The 14,112-nt window shown below is 32.5% G+C and carries 13 protein-coding genes and 1 rRNA gene; 4 read left to right on the top strand and 10 right to left on the bottom strand.

Annotation, left to right across the window (positions count from 1 at the left end):
* Together rrf and CDH50_RS11365 are read left to right on the top strand one after the other, a co-directional pair.
* A 5S ribosomal RNA gene (gene rrf / locus CDH50_RS11360) occupies window positions 1-84 on the top strand; the annotation flags it as partial.
* Window positions 85-201: 117 nt separating this feature from the next.
* Window positions 202-705: a hypothetical protein gene (locus CDH50_RS11365; protein WP_100612405.1), complete on the top strand. Its 504-nt coding sequence runs from the start codon at window positions 202-204 to the stop codon at window positions 703-705.
* Window positions 706-708: 3 nt separating this feature from the next.
* Here CDH50_RS11365 and CDH50_RS11370 read toward each other — a convergent pair whose 3' ends face one another.
* The 10 genes from CDH50_RS11370 to CDH50_RS11415 form a co-directional block, all read right to left on the bottom strand.
* Window positions 709-939 (bottom strand): DUF6095 family protein, encoded by a 231-nt coding sequence (locus tag CDH50_RS11370; protein ID WP_100612406.1) that lies wholly within the window; start codon window positions 937-939, stop codon window positions 709-711.
* A complete protein-coding gene (gene murQ, locus CDH50_RS11375; RefSeq protein ID WP_100612407.1) occupies window positions 926-1,747 on the bottom strand; it encodes an N-acetylmuramic acid 6-phosphate etherase in 822 nt (273 codons plus the stop codon). The genes CDH50_RS11370 and murQ overlap by 14 nt, the downstream gene beginning before the upstream one ends.
* Before the next feature lie 90 nt (window positions 1,748-1,837).
* Complete coding sequence (locus CDH50_RS11380) at window positions 1,838-2,662, bottom strand: DUF4249 family protein (protein ID WP_100612408.1); 825 nt, start codon at window positions 2,660-2,662, stop codon at window positions 1,838-1,840.
* Between the two features lie 4 nt (window positions 2,663-2,666).
* Entirely contained in the window at window positions 2,667-5,042 is a 2,376-nt protein-coding gene (locus CDH50_RS11385) for a TonB-dependent receptor (protein ID WP_100612409.1), read from the bottom strand.
* 75 nt (window positions 5,043-5,117) lie between these two features.
* Window positions 5,118-7,328, bottom strand: a complete 2,211-nt coding sequence (locus tag CDH50_RS11390; RefSeq protein ID WP_100612410.1) for an NADP-dependent isocitrate dehydrogenase — start codon at window positions 7,326-7,328, stop codon at window positions 5,118-5,120.
* Window positions 7,329-8,179: 851 nt separating this feature from the next.
* Window positions 8,180-8,530 carry a 50S ribosomal protein L19 gene (gene rplS, locus CDH50_RS11395; protein ID WP_100612411.1) on the bottom strand — a complete coding sequence of 117 codons (351 nt, stop codon included), beginning with the start codon at window positions 8,528-8,530 and terminating at the stop codon, window positions 8,180-8,182.
* Window positions 8,531-8,666: 136 nt separating this feature from the next.
* The gene (gene trmD, locus CDH50_RS11400; RefSeq protein ID WP_100612412.1) at window positions 8,667-9,344 is read right to left on the bottom strand and encodes a tRNA (guanosine(37)-N1)-methyltransferase TrmD; all 678 of its coding nucleotides are present in this window, start codon (window positions 9,342-9,344) and stop codon (window positions 8,667-8,669) included.
* Window positions 9,345-9,547: 203 nt separating this feature from the next.
* Window positions 9,548-10,483, bottom strand: coding sequence for a hypothetical protein (locus tag CDH50_RS11405; protein ID WP_100612413.1), 936 nt, complete (start codon window positions 10,481-10,483; stop codon window positions 9,548-9,550).
* Window positions 10,484-10,602: 119 nt separating this feature from the next.
* Complete coding sequence (locus tag CDH50_RS11410; protein ID WP_100612414.1) at window positions 10,603-11,343, bottom strand: DUF2490 domain-containing protein; 741 nt, start codon at window positions 11,341-11,343, stop codon at window positions 10,603-10,605.
* Window positions 11,333-12,289, bottom strand: a complete 957-nt coding sequence (locus CDH50_RS11415) for a TerC/Alx family metal homeostasis membrane protein (protein ID WP_100612415.1) — start codon at window positions 12,287-12,289, stop codon at window positions 11,333-11,335. The genes CDH50_RS11410 and CDH50_RS11415 overlap by 11 nt, the downstream gene beginning before the upstream one ends.
* A gap of 289 nt (window positions 12,290-12,578) precedes the next feature.
* Between CDH50_RS11415 and CDH50_RS11420 the strand changes: the two genes are divergently transcribed.
* Window positions 12,579-13,064, top strand: coding sequence for an Hsp20/alpha crystallin family protein (locus tag CDH50_RS11420; protein WP_100612416.1), 486 nt, complete (start codon window positions 12,579-12,581; stop codon window positions 13,062-13,064).
* A 154-nt stretch (window positions 13,065-13,218) separates the two neighbouring features.
* Window positions 13,219-13,947, top strand: coding sequence for an energy transducer TonB (locus tag CDH50_RS11425; protein WP_100612417.1), 729 nt, complete (start codon window positions 13,219-13,221; stop codon window positions 13,945-13,947).
* Window positions 13,948-14,112 lie beyond the last annotated feature (165 nt).

Genomic DNA, 14,112 nt, shown 5'->3' on the forward strand with positions numbered 1-14,112 from the left:
CACCTCTTACCATTCCGAACAGAGTAGTTAAGCCCGTTAGCGCCGATGGTACTGCGAAAGTGGGAGAGTAGGTCGTTGCCTTTCTTGGAAGCCCTTCATAGCAATATGAAGGGCTTTTTTTTATGAGTGTAAGGAGTGGTATTTATAAAGACTAAGTGGAAATAATTTTTAAACTTAAAAAATTTATTTAATTTAGTCTACATGAACATAATTATACAATCTACATTAAAAACACTTCAAAAGTCTCAATATATTCTTGCCAATTTATCCAACGAGCAACTATCTAATACCTCGGTATCTCCTTACTATTCAAGTATTGGATCGCATATAAGGCATATTTTGGATTTTTATGATTGTATATTAAATAAGGATTTAAAGAATAGAATCGATTTGACAGCAAGGACCAGAAATAAGGCTGTTGAAAATTGTTGTAATCTAGCAGAAGAGTATTTAAATGTAATCACTGAAAGGCTTAAAGACTCCGATTTTAATATAGATGATATTATTATAGTTGCAGATGATTTGGGGTTAGGAAAGATTGAAATGTCTTATACCTTAGCAGCGATATTATCGCAAGCTAATAGCCATGCGATACATCATTATGCTATTATAAACTATATATTAAATGGTTTAAATGTTTCATTAGAAGATTCAGATTTTGGATATAATCCTACCACTCCAAAAAGAGAGAAGCAAAACAATTAATGATTATTTTTTAAACATGCTATTCATTATAATTTTAATGCCTTTGAATATTAAAAAGATAGCAAACGCTGAAATTAAGCAGCCTAGTATAAGTATAGGTAAGTAAAGAGGTTTTTCTTTATTGCTAAGGGCCACACTAAGTAAAATAGGACCCATGAATAGACTTAGCACTGCAAAAATTAATGTTTTTACACCTTTCGCCAAAATTTTTTTATCCGTTTTACTTGTTTCCATGGTGGTAGTTTATTATTGCCAATCGTACATTTTTATATGTATCTAATAAATTTTTTGCTTCTTGTTGAGAGATATTTAACTCCGACATAATCATTTTAGTGCCTCTATCAACGAGTTTATTGTTGCTTAGTTGCATATCCACCATTTTATTTCCTTTAATATGACCTAACTGAATCATAGTAGTAGTGGTTATCATATTTAAAACCATTTTTTGAGCAGTTCCAGCTTTCATTCTAGAACTTCCTGTCACAAATTCTGGGCCAACGATAACTTCAATCGGATATCTAGCGGTTATAGATAATGGACTATCCTGATTACAAGTGATGCATCCAGTCACAATATCATTTTTGTTGCACATTTCTAAAGCAGATATCACATAAGGTGTCGTGCCAGAAGCCGCTATACCTATAACAATATCATTTTTGTTGATTTTATAAGATTTTAAATCTTGCCACCCCAGAGTAGTTGAATCTTCTGCAAACTCGACAGCTTTTCTAATGGCGGTATCACCTCCAGCTATCAATCCGATTACCAAGTCATGCGATACACCAAATGTAGGGGGACATTCAGAGGCATCTAAAATACCCAGTCTCCCACTAGTACCTGCTCCTAAATAGAATAAGCGTCCGCCGATTTTTAGTTTAGAAACTATTTGTTCGATTAAATTTTCAATCTGGGGAAGCGCCTTTTCAACAGCTAATGCAACCGTTTTATCTTCATTATTGATATTTTTAAGCAATTCGGAAACACTCATCTTTTCCAGATGGTTATAATTAGAATCTTGTTCGGTAGTTTTAATAAAGTTCATCTGTCAAAAATACACTTTTTTGATAATGTGATTGTAAATCTATCACCTTCCTTTTGATACTTTATACATAGTTTTGTTTTAAACAAAATTTTATTCAATAGTATAAATAAATTGGTCTGCTTCCGATAGTCTAAAATATCCAAAAGGATAGTTGTCAGGGTTTGTTGTATTAACACAATTACCTCTAATACTGGTAGGTTGGGTTTCAAAAGGACTGCCATTTTCATCTGCCTTTTGTTGGAGTAAAAGAAAAATAAACTCATAAAATCGCTTGGAAACTCCATAGTTTCTAATGATTATTTTATCACCTGGATAAAGGTCTTCTTTGCTGAAATATCCAAAAATATCATTTCCGTTGGTAAATTCATCATCATAAATCTCTAAATCAACCAAAGAATTTTTATCATTAATGAATTCAAAGAAATAATAATTATCTTCATTTTCAGGATCGTTATAATAGGCTTTAAGTTCGGTTTCATCACCTGAAAATCCTTTATCATTTTCCTGTTCTACACGGGTAATTGAAGTGACCGATTTTAATATTTCGGTGCCAATGTAGGTTTCATTTTTGTAGTTAATAGTTAGGGTGTATTCTTCATCGATTTTAGGAATAAAATCATATGCAACGTAAATGCCTGTATCGCCTTCTTCATTAAAAACAAATGTATTGTTACTAGTATCTGTGATTTTTACTTCGGCGTTTATTGCTGGTTGAATTTGCGTATCAAAATAAGGAGCTGATAACGATAATTTTATTACCTGAAAATTACCAGTAGTTCCTTTAAGCCAATTGATAGAGGCTTCAATAACCAATTTTGGTGGAATACTGGGAGCACCAATTTGGATAACATCTTCGCAAGCTGTTGTCAATATGCAGATAAAAATGAGTATTGTTTTTTTGAATATTGAATTCATGATGTTAAAACTTAAAATTATAGGATACAGACGGTACTATACCGAATATTGATAATCGCGTTGCTTCATTAAGCCCGCTTGTTTCATTGCTTCCAAAGCGAATAGATGCGGCATTTCTTCTATTATAAGCATTATAAATTCCAAAAACCCAATAACTTTGCCAGCCTTCTTTTTTTTCTGGTTTTGGGGTGTATGTTGTTGAAATATCCAAACGATGATATGACGGTAATCTATTGGAATTCCTTGGTTCGAAATTGGGAACATTTACACCATTATATATGTATTGCGAATTAGGGTATGTTGTTGGTCTGCCAGTTTGAAATAAAAAATTAGCATTTAACTTCCATTTTTCAGAATACTTATAGCTTCCGGTTATTGAGATATCATGTGTTCTATCATGGGGTGTATTGTACCAATTACCATTATTAATACCCAATTCATTAGGTGTTCTTCCTTTGGTTTGTTGCTTTGATTTTGAAAGCGTATAAGCTATCCAACCATTTAACCTTCCTTCATTTTTTTTAAATAAAATCTCTAAACCATAAGCTTCGGCATTACCATTTAATATCACTTGTTCTATGGCATTATTTGCTATTAAATCGGCTCCATCAATATAGTCAATTCTATTTTTAACTGTTTTATAAAAACTTTCAATCTCTAGTGAATAATTTGTATTGTTGAAGTTTTTGAAATAACCCAAGGCAAATTGGTCTAATAATTGGGGCTTTATATATTTTCCACTTGGAGTCCAAACATCAAGAGGCGTAGGAGAACTTGTATTGGACAATAAATGCAAATATTGGCTCATGCGATTATAGCTTGCTTTCACAGATGAGTTATTATTAAGTTGATAAGCAATTGATAGCCTAGGTTCCACATTAAAAAATGATTTTATAACATCACTTCTTTTAAAGTTTTCTGTGCCAATTGGATTTGCTTTTTCATAAATCTGTAAGTTATCATTAAAAATGACAGCTTGATCATTTTCATAAATATTAAGTTCATCTTGGCCTAAACGTAAAAATGAACTTAATCTTAATCCAAATGACACTGCAATTTTATCTGATAATTGATATTCAGAATCCAAATAAACAGCATTCTCAAAAGCATATTTGTCTATAAGTTTAAATGGACTAATTCCAGACGTTTGCGTTGTTGGATCAATTTTTCCCGGATTAAATTTGTAATAAATACTGTTTAAACCAAATTCGAGTTTCATTTTATTGCTTAAATAATATTTGAAATCGTATTTTAAATTAAAGTTTTGAATCCCAGAGTTCCATTTAAACTCCACAAAATTGAGTTTTAAATCATAGTAATAATCGGAATAAATAAGTGATAAATTGGTAAAAAGTTTATTGGAGAATAAATGATTCCATCTTACATTAAGAGTGGAATTTCCATAGATGTTTTCAAAAGAATCTGCAATAGTAAATACATCACGACCAAAATAGCCAGATAAGTAAATATTATTTTTATCATCTATTTTGAAGCTTAACTTGGTGTTTAAATCATAAAAATAAGCTTCATTATTAATGTCAAACAGAGGTAAAAATAAGTGTGCATAACTAGAGCGCCCTCCAAAAAGAAACGAACTTTTGTCCTTTTTTAAAGGTCCTTCAATAAGAAGTCTGCTAGAAACAATACCTATGCCACCATTAGCATGGAATTTTTTGCTATTACCATCTTTCTGATAAATATCCAATACAGATGATACCCTGCCACCATATCGTGCAGGAATGCCTCCTTTGTATAATTTCAGGTCTTTGATGGCATCTGGATTAAAAACTGAAAAGAAGCCAAATAGGTGAGATGAGTTGTAAATGGTGGCTTCATCTAAAAGAATTAAATTTTGGTCAACCGCGCCACCCCTTACATTAAATCCAGAAGCCCCTTCACCAGCATTTGTCACCCCAGGTAATAATGTGATTGCTTTTATAATATCTGCTTCTCCCAAAACAACAGGTATGTTTTTAATGGTATTAGATGTTAAGCTATTAACACTCATTTGAGGCTTTTTAATATCTAGCTTTTCAATATTTTCCGTAATTATTATTTCGTTTAGGGTTTCAATGTTTTCTTCTAAACGATAGTTTTTAGTGATATTTTCCGAAAGATTTAATGTATCGGTTATTGTATTATAGCCAATGGATGATATAATTATTTTATGAGTGCCCTTTGGAAGTGTGATCGAGAAAAAACCGTACTCATTTGAAGATGTTCCTAACTCAATTTCAGGAAAGTAAAGATTAACACCTATGACTGTTTCGTTACTTTTTACTTCAAATATAGTACCACTTAAAGTGAATTTTTCTTGTGAATTTGAATAAAAACAATTGAAAAAGCAAAGCATGGCAAAGCAGGTAAAGATGTTTTTCATCAATCAATTTTTGATAAATGTAAAAAAAATGCCTCTGATTAAGAGGCATTTTATATAAACTTTATATTAATAATTTTAGCTTAAAATAGTATTAAACGTTTTGCTTGGTCGCATCGCTTCATTTACAAGCTTTTCATTTGGGATATAGTAACCCTCTATGTTTACAGCTTTTCCTTGAATGCTGTTAAGTTCGTTTAAAATAACAGATTCATTACTTGCCAATTCTTTTGCAATAGGCGCAAATTCTATTTTTAAGCTACTATCAGAATTTTGGCTTGCTAAAGCTTCCGCCCAATATTTAGCAATGTAATAGTGGCTTCCTCTATTATCTATGCCACCAACATCTCTGGAAGGACCGTTGTTGTTTTCCAATAATTGTTCAGTGGCCTGGTCTAGGGTTTCAGCCAAAATTTTTGCTTTTGTATTATTGTTTACCTCACTAAAATGCTCTAATGATACGGCTAATGCTAAAAACTCACCTAAAGAATCCCAACGCAAATGATTTTCGTTTAAAAATTGTTCAACGTGCTTTGGTGCAGAACCGCCAGCTCCTGTTTCAAACAAGCCGCCACCATTCATTAAAGGTACAATAGACAACATTTTAGCACTGGTTCCAACTTCTAAAATCGGGAATAAATCAGTTAAATAGTCACGTAATACATTTCCGGAAACCGATATGGTATCTTTACCTTCCTTCAATCTTTTACAAGTAAATAACGTGGCATCAACCGGCGATAAAATTCTTAAATCCAATCCTGTTGTATCGTAATCTTTTAAATAAGTATTTACTTTTTTAATCAATTCAGCATCATGAGCTCTGTTTTCGTCCAACCAAAACACGGCTGGTGTTTCAGAAGCTTTTGCACGGTTAACCGCTAATTTCACCCAATCTTGTACTGGGGCATCCTTAGTTTGGCACATTCTCCAAATATCTCCAGCTTCAACAGGGTGTTCCAATAATGTCTTTCTGGAAGCGTCTAGAACACGTATAACACCCTCCGATACGATTTCAAAAGTTTTGTTGTGAGAACCGTATTCTTCAGCCGCTTGTGCCATCAAGCCAACGTTAGGAACTGTCCCCATTGTTTTAGGATCAAAAGCACCATTTTCTTTACAAAAATCTATGGTGGCGCTATAGATCCCTGCATAACTGCTGTCAGGAATGACCGCTTTGGTGTCTTGTAATTTTCCTTCTGGATTATACATACGGCCAGAAGTTCTAATCATGGCAGGCATGGAAGCATCAATAATCACATCACTTGGTACATGAAGGTTTGTTATACCTTTATCAGAGTTTACCATGGCAATGGCAGGACGTTTTTTTAATTCAGCTGCAATATCAGCTTCAATTTCTTGACGCTTTGCTTCAGGTAATTCTTGAATTTTTTCAATTAAATTACCAAAGCCATTATTAACATCAACCCCTATTTTTTCAAAGGTTGCACCATGTTTATCAAAAACATCTTTAAAAAACACTTTTACGGCATGTCCAAAAATTATAGGGTCGCTCACTTTCATCATAGTGCCTTTCATATGTAATGAAAATAGTACGTCTTTAGCTTTAGCATCAGCTACTTGTTCCTCAAAAAAAGATACTAATGCTTTTTTACTCATTACGGTAGCATCAATTATTTCACCTTTTAATAAAGAAAATTTGTCCTTTAAAATGGTTATGTTTCCTTTGTTATCAGTATGTTCTATAGTGATACTTGTTGCTTCTGGTAAGGTTAAAGATTTTTCATTACTAAAAAAATCGCCACTGGACATGGTCGCCACATGTGTTTTGGAATCTTTACTCCACGCACCCATAGAATGGGGATTCTTTTTTGCATAATTTTTAACAGATTTAGGAGCACGTCTATCTGAATTCCCTTCACGAAGGATAGGGTTCACCGCACTACCTTTTATTTTGTCGTATCGAGATTTTGCCTCTTTTTCCGCATCATTTTGTGGTTCATCTGGGTAGCTTGGAACGGCATAACCTTTTGATTGTAATTCTTTTATGGCTGCTTTTAATTGTGGAATGGAAGCGCTTATATTTGGAAGCTTAACAATGTTTGCCTCGGGTTTCGTTGCTAAGGCACCAAGTATGGCCAAATCATCAGATACACGTTGTTCTTCTTTTAAAAAATCTGGAAAAACAGCTAAAATTCGTGCGGCTAAAGAAATATCTTTAGTTTCAATTTCAATTCCTGAAGATTTAACAAAAGCTTTTACTATTGGTAATAATGAACGTGTTGCTAAAGCAGGAGCTTCATCTGTTTTTGTATAGAAAATTTTAGACATTCGGGTCCAGTTTTTAAGTTAATAAAGTGCTTAAATTTTGAAAATACACTCATGCATTTTTCGAGTTGCGAATATACAAAAATTGATTTTTATTAATTGGCTATTCTTACGTGAAGTGTGCATATTTATTGGAATTATAAAAAAAAATGCTGCTGTAGAGAATTTGTTAAAAAATAGGTAAGATATTTAAAAAACAAAAGCCATATCATATAGAACTTAATCTATTGTGATATGGCTTTCTTTGAAGTAGCATGACTTGACCTAATTAGTATTGCTACTAAATCAACTTAATCTTTCGATTAATCTTTTCAATGCAAGTATTGCTATTTCAACGAAACATTTTAGTAATTTTCAATATGCATTGACATACTACTAAAATATTTCTGTTTATTGTTTTTTTTGATGCTTTTCAATCTATCATTTGTTTTCACAACTAATAAATTTCGAAACATTGCTCTTGCCATAATAAGCCCTTTCGGAACCTATCATTTTCAGAACTTTCAATCATATTAGTCATTTAGCTGCTTACACATCTAAATCTATCTATGGTATCATGGTTTTTTGCTTACACACGCATACACGTGGTGCAAAATAACCTCAAAAAACAATAATTTTTATAAAGAACGTTGCTTCATTTAGAATGTCAATATAAATTCACTTTTACATGAAACCAACCGAGGGTTGTTATTTAATTCTTATGCTAAGATAGTTTAAGAAATGAAAAAACCAAACTTTTTAGGCCATTAGATATCAACGCGTTATAAACCGATGTTATTAACTTTTGTTCATAAAAAAAGCCTTGATACAATATCAAGGCTTTTGAATTTCTGTTTAAAAACAGAAGTATATTTTTAGTGTCTACTTTCCTTAATTCTAGCTTTTTTACCAGTAAGACCTCTAAAATAGAAGATTCTAGCTCTACGAACTTTACCTTTTTTGTTAACTTCAATTTTTTGCAATGCAGGCAAATTAATTGGGAATATACGTTCTACTCCAATAGTACCAGACATTTTTCTGATGGTGAAGGTTTCTGATGCTCCAGTGCCTCTTCTTTGAATAACTACACCTCTAAAAAACTGAGTACGCACTTTTTCGCCCTCTCTAATTTCATAGTAAACAGTAATTGTGTCTCCAGCTCCAAACTCTGGAAAGTCTTTTTTGGTTACAAACTCGTCTTGAACAAATTTTACTAAAGATTCCATATCTTTAAATTTAATATTGATTAATTCGGAACAACATTCACGATTCTCGCCAGAGGTTAACCCGAAATTGGCTGCAAAGATAATTAAAAAGTTAAGAGTTAAAAGCTAAAAGCCAAAAGTTTTTGAAAATAAGTATTTAATCTTCCAACAAGTCGGGTCGTCGTTGTTTGGTGCGTTCAAAAGCCTGTTCTTCTCGCCATTTTTCTATTTCAGGTAGGTTGCCGCTAAACAGTAATTCTGGGACTTTCCAACCTTTATACTCACGTGGCTTGGTATAAATGGGCGGAGCCAATAAATTATCTTGAAACGAATCGGTTAGGGCAGAGGTTTCATTACCTAAAACACCAGGAATTAATCTAATAATCGCATCACAAAGTACCGCGGCAGCCAATTCGCCACCAGATAACACATAATCGCCAATAGAAATTTCCCGGGTTATAAAATGATCGCGCACCCGTTGGTCAACCCCTTTATAGTGGCCACATAAAATAATGATGTTTTCTTTTAATGATAGGTGGTTTGCGATGCCCTGTTTTAGGGTTTCGCCATCAGGCGTCATATAAATGACTTCATCATAATGGCGTTCTGCTTTTAGTCCAGAAATGCATTTATCAATCGGTTCAATCATCATCACCATACCGGCACCTCCACCAAATTGGGTATCGTCAACCGATTTATAATTATCACTCGTGTAATCCCTTAAATTATGAAAATGGACTTCGACCAAATTAGCTTCTATAGCGCGTTTTAATATGGAGGCTTCAAACGGACTTTTAAGTAATTCGGGTAAAACGGTGATGATATCTATGCGCATGATGGTATTTTAAAACATGCAAAGATAGTTTATTTGGAGAATATTTTTTTGGTGAGGGATTTGGTTTTGTTTAACGTGTTAGTGCATGATTAGTTGGGTGGTTGAACAGGAAATTTAGCAAATAAAAAATGAATAGAAAATCTGAGAGGATTTTCGTAAGTGGCTTGAACTGACAATTAATTTTATACTGTGTTTTGCACAGTTTATTCTTCTTCATCGTAATACTCAAAACTTATATCTGAATTCCCAATTGGCTTTAAATGTTCAAATCTTTCTTTTACATTTTCCAGATCCGTATAAAGCTCCTCAATTTCTCCTTTAATGCTGTATTCTTTATGAAATGAAATGAGGCGATTTAAGTAATAGTTTGTGTCATACATTTCAAGTTCAAGAGGTGGTTGCTCTTGTAAATATTCTTTGAAATTTATGGGTAATTCAGATTGAATTAAATATTTTAAAATTTCTTTCTGAACAATCTTCTCCTCACTAAAATCATATTTCTCCGACATAAATATTTTAAATGCCTTTGATTCATAGGGTATTTCGTAAGTGAATATTCTTAACCTATAACACTCATCTTTAACTATTTTATAATATTCTTTACAGAACTTTCCAATAGTTTTTCCGACATACTTTTTAATTCGCTCATCATTAGGTGTGCAACCAATCATTTCAACTGATATTTCAATATCAAGTGACTCTTCCAGAAATTTTATCAGTTGAAGTTTACTTTGATTTGGTCTGTAAACACTCTGCATTTGATACATCTCATATCTCGAGCTTTTATAAAATTTGGTTAGTAAAGAGAGAAGTTTTTTATGGTTTTTGCCAAGATTTATCTTTTTATGCTTTTCTATTCGAGTATTTAAATCGTCAAGATTGTGTGATATAAGGCTTTCTTCAAATTCTTCTTGATTCGTATCGTCCTTATGTTCGAGAAGTACAATACAAATTTTTTGAAGTCGCTCAAGTCCAACTGAAATGTTATACAGGAATTCAAAAGCCTCATCTTCATAATAGAAATGCGACATAAGTTCAAAGCTGTAAAGTCCGTTATAAATGAAATTTCCAGAAATACTTAATTCGGTGCCTAATCTAAAGTTTTTCCAAAATTCAGTAGGTGTAAAGTCCATTTTCATATTGTGCAGAACTTTTAAGATAAATATAGTTTCAATTATCTAAATCAATAGCTAAACGAATTTAGTCGAAATTTTGTACAATATCAATTTTTAGAAGTAAAAAAATTTAAGCTTTTAGTCTACTTGACAGTTCTACTTTCACTCAAATCCAAATTATGCCGTATTTGCAACCAAAACACGTTTGTTTGTCGGTAAGTTCCAGATGTGGCGGTTGAGACATATTGACTATTCCAAGTGGGAGAAACGGATAGATTTTTATTTAATTGAAATACAGGGCTTACCACAAACCTATTTTGGTCAAAAGTCTGGGTGGGTGTTTCCTTTCCAGTATTTATAAAAATTTCATCACCAACATTCAATAAAAACATACTGTCTGGATTGTTTTTGGAAAGTTTAAAGATGGGCACACTTACAATAAGACTATATCTAAATCGGAAATTAAAGGTGTTGTTCGGGTTATTTAGCGGATTGAAAAAGCGTTCTTCAACACGAATTCGTTGATTGATTCTTATTTTATTGAAATTATTTCTCAGCAATATTTCCTGATGCGGACGGTATTCAACCCTGTTTAAAGTATCTTGAGTATAAAAGCTAGAATAAGCAAAACCAATAGAAACCCTGAGATTTTGTTTTATGGAATACCCCAAACCTGTTCTCGCAATAAACTGTGCGTTTTCATCAAAACCATCTCGCCACCTAAAACTAGCATCTGTAAGAAGCGTCCAGTTTTTGTTTAATTTGGTTTCATTATAATATTGTAACCACTGTTGGTTTTCATGAGTTACGGTTTTGTTTTGAGCCGTTGTGTTATGAATTAAAAAAACAAAAACAACAACGCTTATTAAATTTTTAAATGTCATTTTTAGAATCCGAATTCTTGATATTTAAAGTAGAAATATAGATGCCAACACCCAAGGAAAGCGCAATAAATGATAACGAGAACCATTCGGGAATATGAAAAAATTGGGAGCTTATCAACTTTATGGAAACAAACAACAAAATGGAAAACACGCTGTATTTAAGATACGCGAATTTTTCAAGCATACTTGAAAGGAAAAAGTAAAGCGAACGCAAACCCATAATAGCAAATATGTTAGAACTATAAACAATAAAGGGGTCTGTGGTGATTGATAAAATAGCAGGAATACTATCCAATGCAAAAAGCAAATCGGTGAACTCGATGGTAATTAACGCACCAAATAAAGCAGTAAATACTTTTTTGCCATCAACAACCGTCACAAATTTTTCACCATCAATGATTTTGGTGAGCCTAAAAAACTTTGATAAGCCTTTGCCCTGTTCCTTTTCTTTATGTTCCACATCATTTTTCAACATTTTTATAGCTGTAAATAATAGGAAAAGACCAAAAATGATACTCATGCTGTGAAAACTATTCATCAGCACAAGACCTAAGTTTATTAAAATGGCTCTAAATACAATAGCTCCCAAAATCCCCAAAAACAACAGTCTATGTTGCGATTTCATAGGGATTTTAAATGAGGCAAAAATGGCGGCGATAACAAATAAATTGTCAACACTTAATGATAATTCAACCATATAACCGGTTAGATAATTAAGTACTGCTTGGCTGGGAGTAAGGTTGGTTGAGTTATCAACATGTCCTGAACTATAAAACCAATAAATTAAAATAGAAAACAAAAGCCCATTACAAACAAAAAAGATAGTTTCGTAAACGGCTTTTTTGGTAGATGATTGTGTGCCTTTTTTGTGCAAAACAAAAAAATCAAAAAACAAAAGTGCGAAAGCGTAAACTACTAAAATGATCCAAGGCGTAGTATTTTCCATTTTATATTTAGGATTAAAATTTAAACGAAATTAATTGATTTTGATTTAATAACCTTGAATGTAAGCTGGTTTATTTTTAACCAAACAACTAATTGTTATTTAATGACTTATGATTTTGATGTTATGAAATTGTGACAGTTTTTTATACTATAAAAATGAAAAATTGTCATTTGTTCGTTAACTAAATATGTAAAAAATAACAGTTATCTGCCAAATAATGCTTTGGTATTTTTTTTGTCTGTTATTGGGTAAAGTCAAATAAATAATGTTTAACTAAAAATTTTTAATTATGAGCAATTTAGCAACAGTAACAAAAAATGGAGGTTTAACAACAGCTAATAAAAACAGATTGTCAAACTTCCCAAATTTATCAACTTGGTTTGAAGATTTTCCTCTAGGGGATTTCCCAACCTTGTTTTCTTCAAATTTCAATACAGGGATGTCACTTCCTAAAGTAAATATTAAAGAAGTCGCGGATGCTTTTATAGTTGAAATGGCCGTTCCTGGATTAAAGAAATCGGATTTCAACATCGATTTAGATAACCATGTTTTGTCTATTTCAGCAGAAATTAAAGAAGAAAATAAAGAAGAAAAAGAAGCAGGCTACACACGTAGGGAGTTTGGTTATTCATCATTTAAAAGAACCTTTACCTTACCAGAAACGGTGCAAGACGACAAAATTAAGGCAACCTATAAAGAAGGTATTTTAAGTGTGCATCTTCCTAAAAAAGAAGAAGCCAAACAAAAACCAGCACGAACCATTGATATTTCATAAAAAATTTAATTTTCTTGGTATTATGCTAGAGGCTGTCTTACAAAAGACAGCTTTTTTTATTAAAAAATTTCATGATTTTTTGGGTAGTATATGACAATTATCATAGTAAATAATGGCTCATTGAAATAATTTTATACCATAAAAATTAAGAGTCATGCAAGTTAAAAAGCACCCAGAAGTAGAAATTGGTAGAAATAGCAGTTTGTATTTTGCCATCGGGCTTAATATCATGTTATTCTTTACGTGGCAAGCTTTAGAATATAAAACTTATGATAAGGAAGCCATAGATATTGGTATATTAAACTTAGAAAAAGAAGTAGAAGAAGAGATACCAATTACCAATATAAATACACCGCCACCACCACCACCTCCTGCCGTAGTAACTGAGACACTTCAAATTGTTGAAGATATAGAAGACATCGAGGAAACTGTTATTGAGAGTACAGAAGCAAATCAGGACGATAGAATAGCAGAACCTATTGTCACTGTTCGTGACGTAGCAGTTAAGGAAGTAGAAGAAGAAGTAGAAGTGCCATTTGCAATCATTGAGGAAGTGCCTATTTTTCCTGGCTGCGAAAATGTAAGTAAAGCTCAAAAAAGAGCTTGTTTTGAACAAAAAATACAAGCACACGTGGTTAAGAATTTCCAATATCCACAAGTAGCATTAGAATTAGGAATACATGGGCGGGTTTCTGTCATATTTACTATCGATAAAGATGGTAGCATAACAAAAATAAGGACTAGGGGGCCGGATAAGGTTTTAGAAAATGAGGCTGTAAGGATCATAAGTACATTGCCTAAGATGATTCCCGGTAAACAAAGAGGAAAACCAGTACCTGTACCATTTAGCTTGCCAATAAATTTTGTAGTGGCAGTAAATTAAAAAGATAAACCGTTAGGTTTTATATTGAGTTTGATTGTTTTAAACGGTTAACCATGTACATGTGGTTAGCCGTTTTTTATTGTAGTTATTTAAAATAACATTTCAGCAACAATAAATGACGGTTCGGTTAATACCTTTTTTATTTTTTTAACTTCCATAAGATAT

The organism is Confluentibacter lentus (genome assembly GCF_002806995.1).
In the GTDB taxonomy this organism is placed as follows: domain Bacteria; phylum Bacteroidota; class Bacteroidia; order Flavobacteriales; family Flavobacteriaceae; genus Confluentibacter; species Confluentibacter lentus.